The sequence below is a fragment of the Bradyrhizobium sp. NBAIM14 genome (genome assembly GCF_020193895.1).
In the GTDB taxonomy this organism is placed as follows: Bacteria; Pseudomonadota; Alphaproteobacteria; order Rhizobiales; family Xanthobacteraceae; genus Bradyrhizobium; species Bradyrhizobium yuanmingense.
Window position 1 is genome coordinate 551,920 of record NZ_JADYVQ010000001.1, and the last position, 20,894, is coordinate 572,813.

The window sequence follows — 20,894 nt, forward strand, 5'->3', positions numbered from 1 at the left end:
GTATGGGGGGCTTGGAGGCGGGGCCGTGCAGGCCAGCGATCGGCGGCGATGCTGACCCGCGGAGTCAAGTTTCGATCGGGCGCGAGAGTTCCAAGCTGCGCCTGTGCGGCACGACGCCGCGAAGGAAAATCCAGGACGCGGCAAACAATCCACCATGTTCCCAAGGCGAGCGGCCGCAGCAATTGCCTCAAGGCAGTCGGCACTCGGGGCACAGCTGCTGCTGTGCCCCTTTCTGAGATGCCAAGGACGCGCGTTAGAGCAATCCCACCCTGTGCATGATTTCCCGGATCTGCGCCGGATTCGGATCCACCATCATGGGCGCGACTGCCGCGCCTGCGGTCTGTGCGGCACCGTGAGCGACGGAGCTCGATCCGTTCTTGATCGGATCGACGGACTGCAGATTCATTGCGGCCGCCGTTTGTGCCGGACCGCGCGCCACGTGGATCGCACTGCCGTGCACGGGATCGGCGGACGGCGGCGGCGACCCCACGGGAACCATGCTCGGCGCTTCGACCGACTGCAATCCAAGCAGACGCCGCAACGTTGCCAGCGCAGGATCGGTAGCGGCGGCGATCACCGGGGCGACGCCGGTTTCCAGGCCGAGTGCCCGCATCACGTTCGGCAATCCCGCGCCGGTCCGATTTGGGTCGCCAAACTGCAGCGGCGTCGCGGTTTCCTTCAGAATTTGGAACAGCCGCTCGACACGGCGTGCGTCGCGATTCTGAAAGTTGCCTTTGGTGAAGTCTGGATGATGCGCCAGCACCAGCGCGGCCAGGCCCGTGACATGGGGAGTCGCCATCGAGGTGCCGTCCCATGCTCCGAAGCCATCGGCGGGAAGCGACGAGACGATCGCCACACCAGGCGCGCAGACGTCGACCTCCGGACCGAAGCAGGAGAACTTTGCCGGAAAATATCCGTCGCGGCTCTGGAAGCCGTCGAGGGCCTGCTGCGAATGATAGCTGTCGTTGGGGAATTCGCCCCACTTGCCGATCGCGGCAACCGCCAGGCAATGCGGCGTCGACGCGGGAAACTGCACCGGCCCCGAGGAATTGCCCGCGGCGATGATGCAGGCCATACCCATTTGCTTGGCCCGGATGATGCGTTCCTCGATAATGCGCGAAGGCTCGCCGCCGCCCAGGCTCATATTGGCAACATCGATGCCATGCTCCATGCAGTAATCGAGCGCGGAGACGAGATCGCTGAACCGGCCGCCGGGGAAGATGCGGCAGACGTGGATTTCCGCCGCGGGAGCGAAGCCGCGGATGCCGCCACCGGCGCCGACGGGTCCGCCAGCGATGATTCCAGCGCAATGCGATCCGTGGCCGATCGTATCGACGGTCCAGGCCGCCTTGTCGGTCCCGACGATACTGGTGCCTGCCGTGATGCCGTGCAGATTGCGATGGGTCGGCGCCAGGCCGGAATCGATGACTGCGATCTTCATGCCGGCGCCATCGAAGGACGGAGGCAGACGATCAAGGCCCATCGCGCGCTCACCCCATCCCATCAATTGCTGGCCGGGGAAATCCCGCAACACCGCGCCGAGCGCCCTGACAACGATCCGGTTGACGCTGTTAGGAACGAGCTGCGGACGATCGAGCCAGAAGGTCCAGTAGTCGATCTTCGGTTTGACCAGGATCGAGCGGATGGTCTCGGGTCTTTCGCCTTGCAGGGTCACTGTGGCGCGGCCGGTGGCGTCGGTGATGCCTTGGGCCGGCCACATGCTGCCGAACACATAAACCTCGGCTTCAGGCAGCGGACCATCCTGGCCCAGCACTTCGATCGTGGTCGTGAAGCCGTCGGCCAGCGGTGTCAGCACCCCCGGATTGGGCAGCTGCGGCGTGGTCGGATCGAGCATGTAGCTCAGCCGCTCGTCGCGCTCCACCGCGCAACGCTGTCCCGCCTGGGTCTGCAGCAACTTGGCCTTGTCAGGAGTCATCTTGGCGAGGACCAGCGGGCTGAGCGGCACTTGTCCGAGCTCTGCGCTCTGAAATCCGAACAGGCGCGGCGGAGAGACCGTTTTCACCACTTCGATGTCGGGACTGTTGCTGAGCTGCTGAGTCAGGAAATCGACGCTGAAGGTCGCAAGCCCGGGCTGCTGCTGCGGCGCGATCATGAATTGCGCCGGGCGCGCTGCGATCGTTGCGGGCTCCTGCCCCCGTGACGATGATGGAGCGGTGCCCTGGTCCGGAACGGACCCATTGCCGTTCATCGCGGCTTCGGTCGCGTCGTGCTCGCCCTGCGTGGAAGTTCCTGATTTGCCTTTCGTGGCCATCTGCGGCCTCCTTGATGTTTTGCGTGTCCAATGTTTGCCCACCGACGTCAGTCGGCATCGAATGGCTTCAGCGCTGAATCCGGTTCGACCACCAGCGTGGCAAACGTCGATTTCAGGCGATCGGCCTGTGTCGTCGTCATCGACAGGATGACGACATCGGGTGCGACTTGCGCGACTCGCTTCACGCCGGGTTCACGCTGCAAGTGTTCGTTGAGCTCACCGGATTGGACCGGGCCTCCCTGCACGATGAATTGCTGCGACGCGGTTGAATCGGCCATCTGGTTTCCATTCACGTCTAAGCGCAGAGGGCGGGCTTGCGCCCGCCCCCACGCGTTGGGTCTAGTGCATCGTGCCAGCGGGCTGGCCGGCGTTGAAGACTCCGAGCTGACGGCCGATATCGAGGCCGGTCTGGGCGCCCTGGCCGATCTTCTTCAGCACGCTCCAGAAGCCCTGCAGCTCGATGTCGGAGACCTGCGCCGCCGCGGGCTGCAGGCCGGGCTGGGCGCTGAACACGCCGAGCTGCTTGCCCACATCCAAGCCGGTCTGCACGCCCTGGCCGATCTTCTTCAGCACGCTCCAGAAGCTCTGCAGCTCCATGTCGGAGACTTGCGCCGCCGCGGGTTGCAGGCCGGGCTCGGCGCTGAACACGCCGAGCTGCTTGCCCACATCCAAGCCGGTCTGCACGCCCTGCCCGATCTTCTTCAGCACGCTCCAGAAGCCCTGCAGCTCCATGTCGGAGACCTCCGCCGCCGCGGGCTGCAGGCCGGGCTGGGCGCTGAACACGCCGAGCTGCTTGCCGACGTCCAAGCCGGTCTGCACGCCCTGGCCGATCTTCTTCAGCACGCTCCAGAAGCTCTGCAGCTCCATGTCGGAGACTTGCGCCGCGGCAGGCTGACCGCCGGGGCCGGCACTTAACACGCCGAGCTGGCGACCGATATCGAGGCCGGTCTGGGCACCCTGGCCGATCTTCTTCAGCACGCTCCAGAAGCTCTGCAGCTCGATGTCGGAAACCTGCGCCGCGGCGGGCTCCAAGCCGGGCTGGGCGCTGAACACGCCAAGCTGCTTGCCGACATTCACGCCGGTCTGCACGCCCTGACCGATCTTCTTCAGCACGCTCCAGAAGCTCTGCAGCTCCATGTCGGAAACCTGCGCCGCCGCGGGCTCCAGGCCAGGCTGGGCGCTGAACACGCCGAGCTGCTTGCCGACATTCACGCCGGTCTGCACGCCCTGGCCGATCTTCTTCAGCACGCTCCAGAAGCCCTGCAACTCCATGTCGGAGACCTGCACGGTACCTTGCATGTCCGGACCGGCCGAGAACGGCAGGAAGCCACCACCGATGTTGCCGATCGCGCCGCCGATCTGCTTCCCCTTCTTGCCGCCGAGCAGGTTGCCGATAACGCGTCCGGCCGCGCCGCCGAGGATCGAGCCGAAGATCCCCTGCGGGTCCAATTGGCCGTAGTCCTCAGTCTGTTGCTGAAATCCAGTCATGTTCAAAATCTCCTGATGAAGTGCTTGAGCCGTGAGCGACACGCGCTCCCCACAGGGAGGCGGGATCACTGCGCACGATTGTGCGAGCGGCTGAAGGCTACGACAGGGATCGTGATGCAGGCGTCACGTCGAGCGTGAAAGTTGCGTCAGAATTCTTATCGGGAGGCAATTTGAGTGAAGTAGATCTCACAGCGGCTCGGAACGTGTGCCGGATTTCGAGCTGCAGCCGTTCCGTCTCTCGCTCCGGCGCTGCGCGAACCTCGCGCCACAGTACGGAGCGGCAGAGATCGTACTGACGGAGCGCATCGGTCCGGCGGCCTTGCTGCGCGTAACAGCGCATCAAGATGCGATGGATCTCTTCCTGCAACGGGTCGATTGCGAGGATCCGTAGCGCGAGTGCGATCGCGATATCCATGTGTTCGCGCCCGCCGGAGTCGAGCAGGCCCGCAAGCGCCCGCATCGCCTGGGTCCGCAGTCGCTGGCGCTCGGCAGACAGCCAGGCCTCGAATTGGCATGAGGTCGAGCCGATGCCCTCGAGAAGGTCGCCGCGATAAAGCACCGCCGCGCGGGCCAGACGTTCGGGATCCCCTCCCGTCAAAAGCCGCTCGAATTCCCCGACATCGGTGCTGATGCTGTTCGGACAGATGCGTATATCATCGCGATCGGCCAGGATCACATCCGAACATCGCGGCAGCTCACGCCGCAACGTGAGCAGGGCTTGTCGAAGACTGGCGCGCGCGCGATCGCCGAAATGACCGTCCCACAACAGCGTCGCGAGCTTGCCGCGCGAAATGGCGCGAGGAGAACTGAGCGCCACGTAGCCCAGGAGAGTTGCAGCCTTGCGACTGGGGATCAACACCGACTCGCCGGTCGCACACACGACCTCGACACCGCCGAAGAGATTGATCTGGAGCAGCGACATTGTCCTTTTCCTTCGGTCATTGTCTTCTGTCCCTCATTCTATCCGGGGGCGAACATTCTTCTTATGATCATGATCACTAGGACACGGACAGCGCCGATTGGCCGCACATCGTCGATCAGACCGGATGCTCTTACGGGCACCATACAATCTAGGTTAGACAAAGCAATGGAACTCGCCTTGGCTCCGCGTCAGCAATTTGTGAGAGCGGAAATTTCAGATGTGTGAGGTAGCCCATAGTCAGCATGCAAATTGCAGGCGCCACAATTGCTCGCATTTGATGCATCTTTCGTGCGGACGTCGGACGCCGCAAGCTGTCGCATGACGTGACGCACCGAAGGCCGGTGCAAGTTGTCTCACTCGGCGGTACTCGACAAAGCGAAGTCATGGGTCATGATTGCATCCATATAGAGCAGATCCGTCGACAACGGGTTCCGCGGCTTCGCGACCGCCTTACGTCATCCGAACCCAGACGCCATTACCCGCGGACGACTTCACCGCAGCATCGATCAACTTCACGCCGGCGAGGCCATCCTCGACCGTCGGGAAGACGACATCGGGATGCGGCTTTTCACCGGCCGCTGCCGCGCGGATGGCGCGCGCCGCCTCGGCATAGATCGTTGCGAAGCCTTCAAGGTAGCCCTCAGGGTGGCCTGATGGGATGCGGCTAACGCGGGCGGCCTCGCCCATTGCGCCGGCTCCGCCGCGGGTCAGGAGCTGCCTGGGCTTGCCGTAGGGTGTGAACCAGAGATGGTTCGGATTCTCCTGCGCCCATTCGAGGCCGCCTTTGCTGCCGTAGACGCGCAGCGTGAGCCCGTTCTCGTTGCCGACGGCAACCTGACTCGCCCACAGCATGCCCTTGGCGCCGCCCTTCCACTTCAGGAGGATCTGGACATCATCGTCGAGCCGCCGCCCCTCGACGAAGGTCGACAATTGGGCGAGCAATTCGTCGAGCTCGAGCCCGCTGACGAAGCAGGCAAGATTGTAAGCATGGGTGCCGATGTCGCCGATGCACCCGCCGGCGCCGGACCGGGACGGGTCGGTGCGCCACGCCGCCTGCTTCTGGCCGGTGGTTTCCAATGGCTCAGTCAGCCAATCCTGCAGATACTCGGCCTTGACGAGACGGATCTCGCCGAGATCGCCATTCGCGACCATGGCGCGCGCTTGCCGGATCATGGGATAGCCGGTGTAATTGTGCGTGACGACGAAGATCCTGCCGGTCTTCCTGACCAGCGCCACCAGTTCCTCGGCCTCGGCCACGGTCGTCGTCAGCGGCTTGTCGCAGATGACGTGGATGCCGGCTTCAAGGAAAGCTTTCGCGACCGGGCTGTGCAGGTGATTGGGTGTCACGATCGAGACCGCCTCGATGCCATCCGCCCTCGCCGCTTCAGCCCGCGCCATCTCCTCGAAGGAGCCATAGGCCCGGCCGTCAGCGATACCGAGCTCCTTTGCGGTCGTCTTGGCGCGAACCGGATCCGACGCGAGCGCGCCGGCGACCAGCTCGAACTGGTCGTCGATGCGCGCGGCAATGCGGTGGACGGCACCGATGAAGGCGCCCTGGCCCCCGCCGACCATGCCGAGGCGGATACGGCGATGGCCGCCGGTTTCAGTGCTTGCTTCGATCGCCATGTTGCACCCTCTCTTTTAGGAGATGCCGAGCATCTTGCGGTTGGCAGCCGCGTCAGCGCCGCCGCCTGCGAAATCGTCGAAGGCTTTCTCCGTCACCCGGATGATATGGTTTCGGATGAACTCGGCGCCTTCGGCCGCGCCTTGCTCGGGATGTTTCAGGGCACACTCCCACTCGAGCACCGCCCAGCTATCGTAATCGTATTGCGTGAGCTTGGAGAAGATGGCGCCGAAATCGACCTGACCATCGCCGAGCGAGCGGAAGCGGCCGGCGCGGTCGACCCAGCTCTGGAAACCGCCATAGACGCCCTGGCGACCGGTCGGATTGAATTCGGCGTCCTTGACGTGAAACGCCTTAATGCGCTGGTGGTAGATGTCGATGTAGTCGAGATAGTCGAGCTGTTGCAGCACGAAGTGCGAGGGATCGTAGAGCAGGTTCGCGCGCGGATGATTGTTCACCCGCTCGAGAAACATTTCGTAGGAGACACCGTCGTGGAGGTCCTCGCCAGGATGGATCTCATAGGCGAGATCGACACCGTGCTCGTCGGCATAGTCGAGGATCGGCCGCCAGCGCCTGGCGAGTTCGTCGAAGGCGGTCTCGATCAGGCCGGCGGGGCGCTGCGGCCAGGGATAGACATAGGGCCAGGCAAGCGCGCCGGAAAACGTTGCCTGGGCCGTCAGCCCGAGCCGCCGAGACGCCAGGATGGCGCGCTTGACCTGATCGACGGCCCATTCCGTGCGGGCCTTGGAATTGCCACGCACGTCCGGCGCGGCGAAGCCGTCGAACGCCGCATCATAGGCCGGGTGAACGGCGACGAGCTGGCCTTGCAGATGGGTCGAAAGCTCGGTGATGGAAAGCCCGTGCCGAGCCGCAACACCCTTCACCTCGTCGGCATAGGTCTGAGACTCCGAGGCTTTGTTCAGGTCGAAGAGCCGCCCATCCCAACTCGGAATCTGAATTCCCTTGTAGCCAAGCGAGGCGGCCCATCCGCATATGGCATCGAGCGAATTGAACGGCGCCGCATCGCCAGCGAACTGAGCGAGGAATATCGCAGGCCCCTTGATCATCTTCATCGCGTGCTTCCTTCCTTGGACGTTTTTGGGCGCTTTTCCGCGCACTTGGTTCGAGGATGCCGGCCATCAAGGGAGAGAGCAATACCGGACTATGCAACGAGAAAAGCTTCAAACGGCCGCAGGACAGATCCAGGCCGCAGCTTCATCGCTTCTGCAACACGCTGGAAAGCGCCGGACCGTCGTTCAAGATCGAGAAGATTTCCCGCGAGGATAGATGCTCTGCGGCCTCCTCGAAAGTTTCGCTTGCATCGACCTTGGCACGGCCGACCGCCAGGTTGGCGTCGACCGTATCGGGCCTGGTGGCGCGAGGAGGCAGCAGCTGCGCGAGGTGGAAGGCCAGGAGCGCGGGGTCTTGGCGCAGCTCCACCAAGGCGGGGCTGCCCCCTACGTCTGCCGACGCGCTGAGTTCGTTCGCTCGCCGCAGCACGGAAGGCGGCTCTCGTTCTTCGGGAGTAACAAACAATCTTCCGGAGGCGGGCATGGCGGTCAGCGCGCCTATGGGAACGGCGAACAGCAGCCCAACGATGACCGGCGACATCCAAAGCAGAAGGGGCACCGAAACCGCGTACGCGCTTGCGGCCATCGCAACGCCGCACAGGGTTGGAATGCCGTACTTCCGATAGAGTTCGCGGCGCTCCACCGTGCCGTCGTCGCGCCTCTGGGTCTGCCAGCCGGCATCGCGGCCGGCCAGAATCTCGACGACGGCGATCGACTGAAAGATCATCATCACCGGCGCCATCAGCGCGGACACGACGATCTCTGCGAGAACTCCGGCCGAAGCACGCAACGCGCCGCCGAACTGGCGTCTCACCGAGCCCCGCATCCAGACGAGGACCAGGCTGAGCAGCTTCGGCAACAGCAGCAACCCCATGGTGGCGACGAATACCCAGATGGCGAGCACGGGATCCTGGGCCGGCCAGGTCGGAAACAACGAGAACCCCTTCGGAAAATACTCCGGCCGCACGAAGCGGGCCTGCAGCGAGATCAGCATTCCCAGCAGCAGGAACAGCAGCCACAGCGGCGCCGTCAGATACGCTCCTATGCCCACCATGAAATGCACACGCGATACCCAGTGAAGACCCCGCGCTGGCACGACAGCCAGATGCTGAAGATTGCCCTGACACCAGCGTCGGTCGCGCGCCGCAAAATCGAGCAGCGAAGGCGGCACCTCTTCGTAGCTCCCGCCGAGCGTCGGCAGCATGTAGATGCCCCACCCGGCCCGCCGCATCAACGCAGCCTCGACGAAATCGTGGCTCAGGATGTGCCCGCCGAATGGCTTGCGTCCGCGCAACTGCGGCAGCGCGGCCGATTCCGCGAACGCCTTCACCCGGATGATCGCGTTGTGGCCCCAGTAATTACCTTCCGAGCCGTGCCACCAGGCGACGCCGGCGGCGATCATCGGTCCGTAGAGGCGGCCCGCGAATTGCTGGACCCGGCTGAACAGGCTTCGCGCGTTGACGACCATGGGGAGCGTCTGGACGAGGCCGGCGCTCGGATTGCTCTCCATGGCATGGACCAGTCGGACGATGGTCTGCCCGCTCATGAGACTGTCGGCGTCGAGCACGATCATGAAGTCGTAGGCGCCGCCGAACCGCGTGATCCACTCGGAGATGTTGCCGGCTTTCCGAGCCGTGTTGTCGGCTCGATGGCGATAGTACAGCCTTGGCGTTCCGACGGCTTGTCGCAGCACGAGGAGCGCTTTTTCCTCGGCGACCCAGATGTCGGGATCGGTGCTGTCGCTCAGAACGTACCAGTCGAACAGCCTTCCTTGCGAGGTCGTCTCCAGGGATTCGATGATCGCGCGAAGCCGCGCCGTCAATCGGTGCGGATCTTCATTGTAGGTGGGAAGCAGCATGGCGGTGCGGCTTGCGATCGCAGGCAACTCCGCCTCTGGCGCGAGGGCGCCTGGACGATGGGCCAGCAGCACGAAGAAGCCGGCCAGCGCGGAGGCGAACGAGAAGGCGACCCAGGCGAGCAGGACCAGGAAGAGCGCCAGCACCATGGCTTCAAGGACGGTGACGCCGCCGACCTGCAGCACGCGATACATCTCATATCCGCCGGCCCCCGTGAGCGCCGCCGTCGAGAGCAGGATGAGGCCGCGCCGCCAGGCCATTGCGGGGGCAGCCGGCGCAGGAATACGGTCGGGTACCAAGCTTTTTCCGAGGTCGCCAGGAGCCATCGGAAGGGGGGCCTCCGTCGGCAGCAGGCGCTGGGTCGCGATATCGCCGGCAATCGGCCGCGGTGCAGTGCTCAGGGTGCCCATCGGTAGACCCAGATTTCCGACAAGGGCTTGTCGCCTTCTGCCAGAAATGCCCGCAGCTCGATCGGCTCGCTTTTCACCTGGCACTGGAAGCTGAGCCGCCACCCACCGGTGTAGGGATTAGGCTGCGTGACGATGTTCTTCACCTCAGACTTCCCCGCCGACACCACGCCTTTGACAGCGGCAGGATCGACGCCCTTGAGGTTGTCGCCATGCAGATCGAGCACGAACAGGCGCGCATCTCCGCCCCTCGCCCCTATCCCGCTTCGCGTAAATCTGGCCAGCGAATGCGGCTTCGGGCTATCTGGCCCCCAATGCAGCCGATAGGTGTAGTTGTGTTCGCCCTTGGCCTGGAGCGGGCTTTTCGGGCGCCAGAATGCGGCAATGTTGTCGTGGATCTCCTCCTTGGTCGGGATCTCGAACAGCACGACGCCGCCCTCGCCCCAATCGCCGATCGGCTCCATCCAGAGGCTTGGGCGTTTTTCGAAACTGGATTCGATGTCCTGGTAGGCGAAGAAGTTTCTCTCCCGCTGCATCAGCCCGAAGCCACGCGGATTGAGATCCTGGAAGGTGCTGATCTGGAGATCGCGGGGATTGCTGAGCGGCCGCCAGAGGCTTTCGCCCTTCCCGTTGAAGATCGCAAGGCCATCGGAATCGTGGACGGAGGGGCGGAAATCGTCGATGTCGTTGCGGTCGTTCGGACCATAAAAGAACATGCTGGTCATGGGCGCGAGACCGGCGCGCGGCATCTCGACGCGCGGGTAGACCGACATCTCGACGTCGAAGACCGTCGTCTCCCCGGGGCGCACGGTGAATCGGTAGCTCGCGGTGCAGCTCCTGCTGTCGAGCAGAGCATGAATCACCAACGAGGTCGCACCCGGCGCCGGCCGTTCGAGCCAGAACGTCTTGAAGAGCGGAAATTCCTCGCCCTTGGCTTCGCCCGTATCGATCGACAGCCCCCTCGCGGAAAGCCCGTAGGTCTGCCCCTTGGCCACGGCGCGGAAATAGCTCGCACCTAGGAAGACGCAGACCTCGTCGTAATAGTCGGGACGGTTCATCGGCGCATGGATGCGGAAGCCCGCGAACCCGAGATCGCTGTCCTCGAACGGCGGGACCTTCTCGCCGAAGGAGAAGTCCGCCTTGCGGTACTTGAGCTCGGATGCCTTTCCGTCCGCGACCTCGAAGATGTTCACTCTGTTCTTGTAGAAGAAGCCGCGGTGGAAAAACTGCGCTTCGAACGGAAGATTTTTGCCGCGCCAGAGCGCCCGCTCGGGCAAAAAGCGGATCGAACGATACTGATCGTAGTCCAGGTCCTTCAATCCGCCCGGGAGCTTCTCGTCCGGCGCCTCGTACGGCTTGCCCGCCAGCCTCCGCGCCAGGTCCCTCACGGTGGACGGCCCGAACATGTCATCCGAAGGGGCGGCCAGACTGCATCGGGAAGCAAGCAGCAAGGCCGGCAGCACTGCCGACCCTTGAACAAGCTGGCGTCGGTTCACGTGCTCTCCCCGATCGTTACTGCTGCCCCGGCCAAGCAAACGACCATCACGCCCACGAGTTCCAGCCCGTCCGGCGCCCAACTCGAGGAGCGGCCAAATAGAGGTAAGCTAAATGCCCAAACCGGATGAAATTCGCCGTCCGGCAGTGTGCCTGGTGCAAGCGCTGGCGATCGGCTTCAATGTCGCAGCGGAGTGACATTTCATAGCAGGAAGAGGATCATGGCATCGCCTGACAGGACGAGGATTTTGGCTGGGCAGGTGGCCCTGGTGACCGGCGCAGGGCGAGGGCTCGGCCGCGCCTTTGCGGAAAAGCTCGCCGCGCTCGGTGCCAGCGTCGCGATACACGGCATGCGCGAGAACGGACCGGCCGAATATGGCGAGGGCACCACGCTCACTGCCGTTGCCGCGGAGATCAGCCGAGAATTCGGCGTGAGCACCGTGCGCGTCCTTGGCGATCTCACCAGGACCAACGATATCTCGCGGGTGATTGCCGAAACCGAGGCCGCTCTCGGGCCGATCGACATCCTCGTGCACAATGCGGGCGGCGATATCGCGGCTGCGGGTGGCAAGCCCGATCCGAACGATGCCGTGAACATCAAGGAAGCCGACATACGGGCTGTGCTGGAACGGAACCTGCTCTCGACCATCCTGACCTGCCAGGCGGTCGCGAAGGGCATGATGGAGCGGCGGCGCGGCCGCATCGTCACGCTCGGCTCGGTCGCCGCCTTCAAGGGCCGCACCAACGGCTCGATCTATGCGGTGGCGAAGGCCGGCGTGACGCATTACACGCGTTGTCTTGCCGACCAGCTCCGTGCCTACGACATCGCCGTCAATTGCATCGCGCCCGGCGACACCCGCACCGGCCGATTTCTTGGCACCCGAGCGGTCGACCCCAACCGGATGGTCGAGACCGGGACGCTCGACCGCATCGCCACCGTCGACGAGGTCGCGCGCGTGGTCGAGTTTTTTGCAGGACCCATGGGTGCCTTCGTCTCGGGCCAGGTGTTGCGGATCGACGGCGGTGGACAGGCGTGGCCGGCGTGAGCCGCCGAAAATGTCACCATGTCGCAAGTCCGATTGCCGGGCACGATGCGTGACCCGCGGACAGGGCCCTTGCGCCGATGGACCAGGGGGCAACATGCCTCCGACAGGCGCCACTCATTGCAGGCGACCTAGCAGCGCCGTTCGTCCGCGCAAGGATGAGCCGGGATGGGCGGGGTGTACGATATTCCGAAATTCGGCTCAATACCGTGAATTTTGGCCCGCGCGACAGCCAAAGCCTTGCGTCTCATTTCCCGGCAACGAAGTAAAAATCCTGCCGGCCCGAGACCGATCCGTAGCTGAACGGTTTTTGTGCACGATTGGTCGCCTCCATGACGTCGTCACGCACGACGTCGAACAGCCGGCGCACCTCGAGACCGGGCTTGCGCATGTTGTTGACGAACGCCGTGGCGAACGGGCTGTTCCTGCCCTCTCCGTCGAGCGCCATCTCTCCGTCCTTGGCGGCATACACCACCAGCGTGCCCGCCTCGGGCTCGATCGCCGCAAGGCCGCGCGACACCGAACGGGACGCCAGCGTCATGGTGCGCTTCATCTGGTTGGCGAAGGGATTGTCGCGGCAGGCATCGAGGACGATGAGGCGCAGCCGCTTGGCGCGTTCCGCCGCGTTCAACACCTGGTCCAGCGCCACGGCTTCGAAGCTGACGTCGCGGTCGGAGGCGATCTTCGCGTCGATCGGGATCAGGTAGTTGACGCCGCCGACCTCCATGCCGTGACCGGCGTAATACACCATCGCCCAGTCGGCGATTTCCGCCTGCCTTGCAAAGTCGCGCAGCGCCGCGGTCAACGCATCCTTGCGCAGATCGGTCAGCAGCGTGACGGATTCGAATCCGGTGAGCTTGAGCGTTTCGGCGACGAGCGCCGCATCGCGCGCCGGATTGGCGAGCGCTGCGACATTCTCATAAGCGGAGTTTCCGACCACGAGCGCGATGCGCCTGTCATTTCGACTTGACGGTCCCGGCAGCGCGATGACCGACGTGGTGGTGGCGGGAACGGACTTGATGGACGTATCGTCCAGCGCGGCGAGGCGTTCGCGCGCCTTGTCCATCGCCCATTTCGCGCTGTCGTACTTCTGCGGCGCAGCCAGAGCTGCGTTGAAGTCGGCGCGGGCCTTTGCGACCTCGCCCAGCTTCTCGAACACCATTCCGCGGTTTACCAGCGCGCTCTGATGTTGCGGATCATTGCGCAGCGACTCATTGAAATCGGCGAGGGCTTGATCGTACCTGCCCTGAAGGAGATAGATGTCGCCACGGTTGTTGTAGGCCAGCGTCGTCCTCGGCAAAAGCCGGATCGCCTCGCTGAAATCGGCCACGGCACGCTCGGCCTGGCCGGTGTCCCGATAGGACAGTCCGCGATTGTTGAATGCATAGCCGTAGGTCGGGTCAATGCGAATGACCTCGGAGTATTCGGCGATCGCCCGGGTGTGGTCGCCCTTGCCGGCATAGAGCCGCCCTCGATTGAAGTAGGCGAACTTGAACCTCGGATTGATGCGGATCGCAGCGTTGTAATCCGAAAGCGCGCGCTCGGAATCACCTGCTGCGGCATAGGCCATGCCGCGGTCGTTCAAGGCGTTCAGATTGTTTGCATCGAGCCGGATCGACTGGGTCAGGTCAGCGATGGCCCGATCCACCTCGTTCCGGCGAAGCAGGGCGGCGCCGCGGTGCTGCCAGGCAAGCGCGTATTTCGGATCGATGCGGATGGCCTCGCTGAAATCGGAGATTGCGCGATCGTAGTCGCCCTTGTCGCCATATTCGGCACCGCGATTGTCGAACGCCACGGCGTCGCGCCCGCCGCTCTTTGCGATCAGCCGTGAGCACGCGGCGATGCGGTCTTCATGGCCGCGCTGCGCGCAGATTGTCCGATCGTCTGCGGCCGCACGATCAGCGGCTGCCAGAGAAGTGAAAAAAAAGAAACTGAAAACCAGTGCAATCCGATTCCGCATGGTCGCCACCCTGCTCCGAGCCGGCAATATACACACAGGAAGGCGGCCACGCCTGTGATGGTGATCACAGAACCGGTCGCTTGCTTCCCGAGCAAACCTTCGAGGACCGGCGCGACGGCCAAGTCAAATCGGTATTCGAGCATAAGTCGGCGTGAACGGTCGAGGGTCTCGTCCTTGTCTCCAGCACGGACAGGGCGCCCGCGCCGAGAGAGTAAAGGGCAGCGTCGTGGGGGCTCCGACAGCGCTTCGCATCACAGACACGCCTTCGCAGCCTCGCGACTGATTTCGCCCGAGCTTTGCTTCGTCACTTCACCCTCTGAAAGCCAAGAGGGCACAGGGAAGGCCGGGTGCTGACATCGCACCCGCGGTCCGCTGCGCAAAATGCACACGCAGAAAACCGCACAGCAGCATACAGGTGGTGCCAATCACTCGGCCTTCCCTGCGCGATGGTCGGACGGCTTATGCCGCGCTCTCCCGGGAGCCGAGTTCCTTCTGGCCTCCCTCGCGCTCGCGGAATTCACCGGCACCCGCGCCGGTTGACGCGAATACCGCCTCCGCAAGAGCTTGACCGTAGCAACGACGGCCAGGACCACACGGTTTTGCCGTACGCACGGCCCGCCATTTCGCCCGCAGTATTTCCAGCTCCGTCGACGAGGCCGGAAACTTACAGACGAGACGAGACCTAGCAGCGCCGTTCGTCCGCGCGCGGCCGCGAGCTCTCCGGGGACTACCCTCCCTGCCCGCTACCCTTCGCGCCCGACGCTGCCGCGTCCACCGCAAGCCCGGCTCGCGATCAAGACGACGACGCGATCGCCCCTCAGGATGAGCCGGGATGGGCGGGGTGTACGATATTTCCGAATTTCGGTAAAGGGGAATATTTTTGTGGGGAGGGATTGACGGTGCGAAACAGGGAGGGACACATCGCTGAGGCTTAGCTTCCCTTCGGTATCGCCTCTTTTAGCCAGAGGATTATCTGCCAAACACCCACGCCGATGGTAATTACTGTTGCAAATAGCCCGACAGCTTTCGCATAGCCCCCCTCGAAAATCCGATCTAGTGCGACACCAAATCCACGCGATGCAGTATGCAGCCGACCTGAGATAAATTTGTGAATAGCGGAGTGGAGAAAGCCAACTTTGCCCAAAGTTGAATTGTGCATTCTAATGAATTCATTGTTTTGAAAAGCCTGCACCTCTTCTTCGCCAGTGAGAAAATGCCGGTGAATTCCTCCGTTCAATTCCATCAATGATTTCAACTTGGGATGGGAGGCATAGTCGTTGCCATAGCGGTCTGCCAAGAGGTCATTGAGATTCAGCCTTCGTTCGACCGGAATAACGGGGGCATCATTACCACCCAGAACTCTGTACCGATGTTCCAAATGCTCGAAACCATAAGTAAGGTTTCGCATATTCCAATGAACCCAATATTTGTCGCGACGGTCGCGTATGAACGCGTAGAAACCTCTAAGCAATTCACGCTCCACCTCATCGAAGCGATCTCTAACAAACTCGCGAGGTATATGGAGCTCCTCGGCTATTGCATGCGTTGAAAAGCTTACCGTCTGCTCCGTCGCATAGTGCGCAATAGCTATGGACGTAATGCGCGGAGAGAGCGCCTCATTGTCATCGTACAAACTCTGACAGGAATAGTGGATAACATAGAAATTCTCGGGATGAGCCTTCGCTTCGCTTATAAAGTCCGCGCTGTTGTATATACCCATCCTGAACTACCTACCTTACACCGCCCTTTTTCGCTTTAGATGGCCTTCGTTTGCCCGACCCACGTGTACTCCGCATCGCGCTCGTCACACGTACTGCATTCTGTTCGAGCGCTGTCACTGGCATATTTATCTTGGCTAGCGAGCCCGTGGTCGATTCGATGATTTGCTTCTCAAGCACTAAATAGAACGGGAACTTCAGGTCAACGATTGGCTGCTTAGTACCGCCGATCCAGTCTTGAAATTCACCTGAATTCTTTCTGCTCGACCGCTCAAAAAGCTCGCGATATCTACGAGGAGAAACACCGTCAAAATGCTCAAAACTCACCCCACCAAACGTCGAGTACTTGCCCCGATCAGCGCCCTCTATGGTTATTGAGTCTGAGTGAAGATTCGCGGCAAGGCTTTTCGGATATGGCTCGAGGAAGATAACTTTCTTAATGCCGGCCGCAACGACGTGCTTGGCGCACAAATGACAGGGGAAAGTCGTTGTAAAGAGGATAGCGTCCTGAACCGACCTACCAAGTCGGGCCGCGTCGCAAATCGCCGACATTTCTGCGTGTATGATCCGACCATACTCAAGCGCATCCATGAACTGAGAATCTTGGATTTTCTTGTTCTCGACGAGCTTCTTTGCATCGCGTACTTTTGCTAACTCAAGAAGCTCTAACAGCAATTGAGCCTTCCGCTTGTCGTTTGCATCGTGACCTCGTTGATAGTCACGATCATCATGTCCTTCCGGATCATCGCACCAGTAGGTGCCGCCGCCGGCTTTGGGAACCTCGTTGGATCCCATGGAAATAATTTCCCCGTTTTGCGAGAAGATAGCTACGCCGACCTGACGCGATAAGTCGAGAGTTCGCAAAGCCGCCGCTTTGGCTGCGAACATTCCGTACTCATTCCTATTCGGAGAAATTCGATTTGACCCGAACAACAAATCGCAGAAGCGTCTGACCTGCCGGTCAACGTCTTCTTCGCCTTTGTCAGAATTCACAATCACATCTGCATCGTGAAAGATTCTAGATACTCGCTGGCCGTGCTGCTCGTCGGACTCATTTTCGTCCCGTTGAACAATTTCTTCTGCCGCGCCTCTATAAGTATTGGTATTGCCTCGGTTGTGGCCTTCAGCAAAACGTCTCGAAAGATTGTCCACACGGGCCCCCCTTCGCGAATACACTGACACTTGAAAAAAAGCGCGGCCATAAACTGACCGAAGCAGGTCTATTTCTTCACGTCGCTTGAATTGGTAGAGTAGGTAAACATTCTTCTCAGGTGCTGCGGCTTTGTCTGCAGCACTTCGTGCAAGGCGCCACTGGACAATTCGCGTGATAGTTATTGCTGCCAGGACTTGATCGTCATCAAAGGTGGAGCGAAGCTGGTTCCCGTACTTGATATAGGTTTCTAAACGGCCAGCCTCATCGCTTTGCACCAGCTTCTTTTTGGGGGGAAGATAGGCAGCAAGCTTGTCAAAGACTTCCGTTACTTTAATTGGAACAACGTTGTAGCCCTCAGCTTTGAAATAGCTAGAAAAACTGTTGATTGACGCACGCACATCTGTGCCGATGGGTGCGACAAAACCTATAAAGAGCTCTGGGTACTCAATTCTTGTGATGCCGTGTGCCAAGGATTCACGTCCCGTTGAGGTTTTGGTAAGAAGGTTGCTTAGGGGGTGATTCGCGATGTCAAAAATTCAAACTCGAAATCAGTCAGTTGAAATGAATGATGCCGCCGCTGAATTGGTGATCGCCCACACCAGAATTATGGATGCTTGGTTCGAGCAATGGCGAATTCAGGAGCGATCGAGAATCGATATTGCCTTCCGGAAAAGTGGCGCCACTGAACAGCCGCGTAGACACATTGCCTAAACTTTAGATAGTTCGGCAGCGCCGATGTATAGTGGATTGAAACTATAGTTAACACACGCGCTGCGTGCGAACAATCTTCTGACCCATTCTCGACTAGGTCTTCATCGGATGGGCGATTTACGACAATTCCGCGAGCCAGACGCTTCGCGGGACAGCAGAGTGCCGCTGGAATCTACGCAGGCCGTCGGCATACTTGAGGATGAAACGTTTAAACTATGGTAGCGGGGGAGGGACTCGAACCCCCGACCCCAGGATTATGATTCCCGTGCTCTAACCAGCTGAGCTACCCCGCCACAGGGATCGCGGCGGCGAACTAAGCCGATCTCGCGAACGCGCGGCATATAAGGAAGGGGGCGGGGGTAAGTCAACGCCAAAAGCTTCCGCCTTCGCCGAGGCTTCCACCTTCGCTAAAGCTTCGGCGAACAAGGTCGGCGGGACAAGTCGGCGAGAAAAGCACGATTTCGGCGCCGGATTTGCCGCTCCTTAGGACCAGACTCGTGGACGGTCCCCCTCACCCGCAATCCGCGCGTCGCGCGGATTCCGGCCTCTCCCCGGCGGGGAGAGGCGAAGGGAAGCGTCCCTTATTTCGGCCTCACATTGGGGTCGCCGCCGGGGCTGCCGGGGGGCGGGATCACCGGGGTATTGCTGTCGGTGCTGGGCGCGGGGGCGTGCATGTCGGGATCGACGCCCGCGGGCGGGCAGAGCACGCCGTCCGTCTTGGCCAGCTTGTCGCCGAGCGGTTCCCGGGACTGGCCGGTGGTGGTGCCTTCCGGGGTGGTCGCCAGCCGATCGGATGGGGCACAGCCGGCGGCGCGTTGCGGGGATGGCGGCGCGGTCGCTTGCGGCGGCGTCGCCGGGGCGGGCGGGGCCTGCGCGATCGCCGGTGCAGAGGCGGCGATCAGGAGGCCCGCAAGAATGAGGTTTGTCGTGCGCATGGGAAGGAAACGCGCGCGCGACGCCCCCTGTTCCCGCAGGTGGCAATCACGATTTGCGGTAGCGGATCAGCGAGAAATGGCCCATCGGCGGCATGGGACGGCGCTCGGTGAGCGCGACGCCGCCGTGCCTTGCGGCCCAGCCCTCGAGGCGCGCCCACGGGAATTCCGGGCGCCAGCCGAGGCGGCGGGCGATGGGCGCGAAAGCGAGCTCGAACAGCTTGCGAGGGCCGCTCTCCGCACCGATGTGGTTGACCAGGATCAGCTCGCCGCCTGACTTAAGCACGCGCATGAACTCGTCGAGCGTGCCTTCGGGATCGGGAACGGCGGTGATGACATATTGCGCCACCACGGCGTCGAAGAAATCATCGGGGAAGGCGAGGTTCTTCGCATCCATCACCGAGAGCACTTCGACGTTGGAGAGGCGGAGCGAGCGCACGCGCGCCTGCGCCTTGCGCAGCATCGGCTCGGAGATGTCGACGCCGCAGACCTTGGTGGTGCGCGCGTATTCGGAGAGCGAAAGACCGGTGCCGACGCCGACGTCGAGGACGCGGCCGCCGATGCGGTCGGCCTCGGCGATGGTCGACTGCCGGCCGGCGTCGAACACCTTGCCGAACACGAGATCATAGACCGGCGCCCAGCGGCCATAGGCCTTCTCGACCCCGGCCCGCGAGATGTCTGCTGCCATGCCCCCTGCCCTTACTTCACCTCTCCCCAACAGGAGAGGTGAACCCAGCCCAATGAGTTGTGCTTGATGTCGTCATTCCCTCAGCCGCGCACGGCTTCCGCGAGCGGGCGCGATGTGCCCGTGCCGACCTTGGCCGCAGCGCTCTGGATGAAGCCGCCGCCGAGCACGCGGGCCTGGCCGCCGGCTGCGTCGTAGAACACGCAGGCCTGTCCCGGCGAGACGCCCTCTTCGCCTGCGACGAGCTCGACCTCGTAACGGCCATTGCTGCCGCGCAGCCAGGCCGGTTGGGGGCTACGGGTGGAGCGCACGCGCACGAACATTTCGAGGCCGCTTCCGATGGCGCGGTCGATGTCGCCGTCGCCGATCCAGTTGACGTCGCGAAGTGCGATGCGGTGCATCTTCAGTGCCTCGCGCGGGCCGACCACGACGCGGCGGGTCGCCGCGTCCAGCCGCACCACGAACAGCGGCGAGCCGGAGGCGATGCCGAGGCCGCGGCGCTGGCCGACGGTGAAGTTGGCGATGCCGTTGTGCCGGCCGAGCACGCGGCCCTCGAGATCGACGATGTCGCCGGGGTCCATCGCATTGGGGCGCAGGCGCGTGATGATGTCGGTGTAGCGGCCGGTCGGCACGAAGCAGATGTCCTGGCTGTCGTGCTTGTCGGCGACCGCAAGGCCAAAGCGGCGCGCGAGCTCGCGCGTCTCGGGCTTGGTCATGTCGCCGAGCGGAAAGCGCAGGAAGTCGAGCTGTTCCTGCGTGGTCGCGAACAGGAAATAGCTCTGGTCGCGATCGGCGTCGGCGGCGCAGACCAGCGCGCGCGAGCCGTCGCCCCGACGGCGCGAGGCGACGTAATGGCCGGTGGCGAGCGCCTGGGCGCCGAGCTCGCGGGCGGTCTTCAAGAGGTCGCGGAATTTGACGCTGCGGTTGCACTCGATGCAGGGCACCGGCGTCTCGCCGAGCGCGTAAGAGTCGGCAAAGTTGTCGATGACGGACTCGCGAAAGCGGTCCTCGTAGTCGAGCACGTAATGGGGAATGCCGAGCTTGGCCGCGACGTCGCGTGCGTCGTGGATATCCTGGCCGGCGCAACAGGCGCCCTTGCGGTGGGTGGCCGCGCCATGGTCGTAGAGCTGCAGCGTGATGCCGACGACGTCGTAGCCCTCAGCCTTCAAGAGCGCAGCCGTCGTCGAGGAATCGACGCCGCCCGACATGGCAACGACGACCCTGGTGTCCTCGGGACGGCCTTCGAGATCCAGACTGTTGAGCATGGGCCCTAGAGCGTTGTGACGGCGGCGACGCGCGAATCCGCGATTTGCTTTCTCGGGGGACGGCGGCGATCCCCCGGAACCTTGGTTCCCGAAGAGCACGACTGCCCAAGTCGAAAGCGGCTGAGAGTAGCCTCTTTAATATAGGCGGCATTCCGGTGAAGCAATCACGCGAGCCCCCCGCTTAGGGCAATTCTTGCCGGGGCGGCAGAAATGGCGGGGTCGGAGCCCGCGGCCCGGCAACCCACTCACATCGCCAAATCATTGATTATATTACTGAAATCTTCGAGTTGAGGC

Annotated in this window: 16 protein-coding genes and 1 tRNA gene; 2 read left to right on the forward strand and 15 right to left on the reverse strand. The window is 62.5% G+C overall.

The window, feature by feature from the left end; translation table 11 throughout:
* Positions 1-253: 253 nt before the first annotated feature.
* The 8 genes from I6F28_RS02520 to I6F28_RS02555 form a co-directional block, all read right to left on the reverse strand.
* Positions 254-2,272: a S8 family serine peptidase gene (locus tag I6F28_RS02520; protein WP_225139207.1), complete on the reverse strand. Its 2,019-nt coding sequence runs from the start codon at positions 2,270-2,272 to the stop codon at positions 254-256.
* A 47-nt stretch (positions 2,273-2,319) separates the two neighbouring features.
* Entirely contained in the window at positions 2,320-2,550 is a 231-nt protein-coding gene (locus I6F28_RS02525) for a hypothetical protein (protein WP_036006916.1), read from the reverse strand.
* A 61-nt stretch (positions 2,551-2,611) separates the two neighbouring features.
* On the reverse strand, positions 2,612-3,760 hold the full coding sequence (locus I6F28_RS02530; RefSeq protein WP_225139208.1) for a hypothetical protein: 1,149 nt from the start codon (positions 3,758-3,760) through the stop codon (positions 2,612-2,614).
* 97 nt (positions 3,761-3,857) lie between these two features.
* On the reverse strand, positions 3,858-4,682 hold the full coding sequence (locus I6F28_RS02535; protein ID WP_225139209.1) for an AfsR/SARP family transcriptional regulator: 825 nt from the start codon (positions 4,680-4,682) through the stop codon (positions 3,858-3,860).
* Positions 4,683-5,132: 450 nt separating this feature from the next.
* Positions 5,133-6,308 carry a Gfo/Idh/MocA family protein gene (locus I6F28_RS02540; RefSeq protein ID WP_225139210.1) on the reverse strand — a complete coding sequence of 392 codons (1,176 nt, stop codon included), beginning with the start codon at positions 6,306-6,308 and terminating at the stop codon, positions 5,133-5,135.
* Between the two features lie 15 nt (positions 6,309-6,323).
* The gene (locus I6F28_RS02545; protein WP_225134428.1) at positions 6,324-7,379 is read right to left on the reverse strand and encodes a sugar phosphate isomerase/epimerase family protein; all 1,056 of its coding nucleotides are present in this window, start codon (positions 7,377-7,379) and stop codon (positions 6,324-6,326) included.
* 142 nt (positions 7,380-7,521) lie between these two features.
* Positions 7,522-9,642 (reverse strand): glucans biosynthesis glucosyltransferase MdoH, encoded by a 2,121-nt coding sequence (gene mdoH / locus I6F28_RS02550; protein WP_225139211.1) that lies wholly within the window; start codon positions 9,640-9,642, stop codon positions 7,522-7,524.
* Positions 9,630-11,135, reverse strand: a complete 1,506-nt coding sequence (locus tag I6F28_RS02555; protein WP_225139454.1) for a glucan biosynthesis protein G — start codon at positions 11,133-11,135, stop codon at positions 9,630-9,632. Before I6F28_RS02555 ends, mdoH begins: the two co-directional genes overlap by 13 nt.
* A 219-nt stretch (positions 11,136-11,354) precedes the next feature.
* Here I6F28_RS02555 and I6F28_RS02560 point away from each other — a divergent pair, with 219 nt between their 5' ends.
* A complete protein-coding gene (locus tag I6F28_RS02560) occupies positions 11,355-12,179 on the forward strand; it encodes an SDR family NAD(P)-dependent oxidoreductase (protein ID WP_225123894.1) in 825 nt (274 codons plus the stop codon).
* A gap of 244 nt (positions 12,180-12,423) precedes the next feature.
* Here the strand turns inward: I6F28_RS02560 and I6F28_RS02565 are convergent, their stop codons facing one another.
* The 3 genes from I6F28_RS02565 to I6F28_RS02575 all read right to left on the reverse strand — a co-directional run bounded on the left by I6F28_RS02565 (position 12,424) and on the right by I6F28_RS02575 (position 17,477).
* Positions 12,424-13,971: a tetratricopeptide repeat protein gene (locus tag I6F28_RS02565; RefSeq protein WP_225139212.1), complete on the reverse strand. Its 1,548-nt coding sequence runs from the start codon at positions 13,969-13,971 to the stop codon at positions 12,424-12,426.
* 1,096 nt (positions 13,972-15,067) lie between these two features.
* Positions 15,068-15,856, reverse strand: a complete 789-nt coding sequence (locus I6F28_RS02570) for a hypothetical protein (protein WP_225139213.1) — start codon at positions 15,854-15,856, stop codon at positions 15,068-15,070.
* Between the two features lie 10 nt (positions 15,857-15,866).
* Positions 15,867-17,477, reverse strand: coding sequence for an anti-phage dCTP deaminase (locus tag I6F28_RS02575; RefSeq protein WP_225139214.1), 1,611 nt, complete (start codon positions 17,475-17,477; stop codon positions 15,867-15,869).
* Between the two features lie 55 nt (positions 17,478-17,532).
* On the opposite strand from I6F28_RS02575, the gene I6F28_RS02580 reads away from it, so the two are divergent.
* Complete coding sequence (locus I6F28_RS02580) at positions 17,533-17,718, forward strand: hypothetical protein (protein ID WP_225139215.1); 186 nt, start codon at positions 17,533-17,535, stop codon at positions 17,716-17,718.
* 216 nt (positions 17,719-17,934) lie between these two features.
* On the opposite strand, the gene I6F28_RS02585 is transcribed toward I6F28_RS02580, so the two are convergent.
* The 4 genes from I6F28_RS02585 to mnmA form a co-directional block, all read right to left on the reverse strand.
* Positions 17,935-18,011: transfer RNA gene (locus tag I6F28_RS02585), tRNA-Met, on the reverse strand.
* 288 nt (positions 18,012-18,299) lie between these two features.
* Entirely contained in the window at positions 18,300-18,653 is a 354-nt protein-coding gene (locus I6F28_RS02590; protein ID WP_057027990.1) for a hypothetical protein, read from the reverse strand.
* Positions 18,654-18,699: 46 nt separating this feature from the next.
* Complete coding sequence (locus tag I6F28_RS02595; protein ID WP_109142574.1) at positions 18,700-19,338, reverse strand: class I SAM-dependent methyltransferase; 639 nt, start codon at positions 19,336-19,338, stop codon at positions 18,700-18,702.
* A gap of 80 nt (positions 19,339-19,418) precedes the next feature.
* The gene (gene mnmA / locus I6F28_RS02600; protein ID WP_225139216.1) at positions 19,419-20,600 is read right to left on the reverse strand and encodes a tRNA 2-thiouridine(34) synthase MnmA; all 1,182 of its coding nucleotides are present in this window, start codon (positions 20,598-20,600) and stop codon (positions 19,419-19,421) included.
* Positions 20,601-20,894 lie beyond the last annotated feature (294 nt).

Coding starts and splice junctions, on each gene's coding strand:
- I6F28_RS02590 (WP_057027990.1), bottom strand. CDS start 18,653: ATGCGCACGACAAACCTCATTCTTGCGGGCCTCCTGATCGCCGCCTCT.
- I6F28_RS02540 (WP_225139210.1), bottom strand. CDS start 6,308: ATGGCGATCGAAGCAAGCACTGAAACCGGCGGCCATCGCCGTATCCGC.
- I6F28_RS02545 (WP_225134428.1), bottom strand. CDS start 7,379: ATGAAGATGATCAAGGGGCCTGCGATATTCCTCGCTCAGTTCGCTGGC.
- I6F28_RS02520 (WP_225139207.1), bottom strand. CDS start 2,272: ATGGCCACGAAAGGCAAATCAGGAACTTCCACGCAGGGCGAGCACGAC.
- I6F28_RS02535 (WP_225139209.1), bottom strand. CDS start 4,682: ATGTCGCTGCTCCAGATCAATCTCTTCGGCGGTGTCGAGGTCGTGTGT.
- mdoH (WP_225139211.1), bottom strand. CDS start 9,642: ATGGGCACCCTGAGCACTGCACCGCGGCCGATTGCCGGCGATATCGCG.
- I6F28_RS02570 (WP_225139213.1), bottom strand. CDS start 15,856: ATGGGTATATACAACAGCGCGGACTTTATAAGCGAAGCGAAGGCTCAT.
- I6F28_RS02525 (WP_036006916.1), bottom strand. CDS start 2,550: ATGGCCGATTCAACCGCGTCGCAGCAATTCATCGTGCAGGGAGGCCCG.
- I6F28_RS02595 (WP_109142574.1), bottom strand. CDS start 19,338: ATGGCAGCAGACATCTCGCGGGCCGGGGTCGAGAAGGCCTATGGCCGC.
- I6F28_RS02560 (WP_225123894.1), top strand. CDS start 11,355: ATGGCATCGCCTGACAGGACGAGGATTTTGGCTGGGCAGGTGGCCCTG.
- I6F28_RS02530 (WP_225139208.1), bottom strand. CDS start 3,760: ATGACTGGATTTCAGCAACAGACTGAGGACTACGGCCAATTGGACCCG.
- mnmA (WP_225139216.1), bottom strand. CDS start 20,600: ATGCTCAACAGTCTGGATCTCGAAGGCCGTCCCGAGGACACCAGGGTC.
- I6F28_RS02580 (WP_225139215.1), top strand. CDS start 17,533: ATGTCAAAAATTCAAACTCGAAATCAGTCAGTTGAAATGAATGATGCC.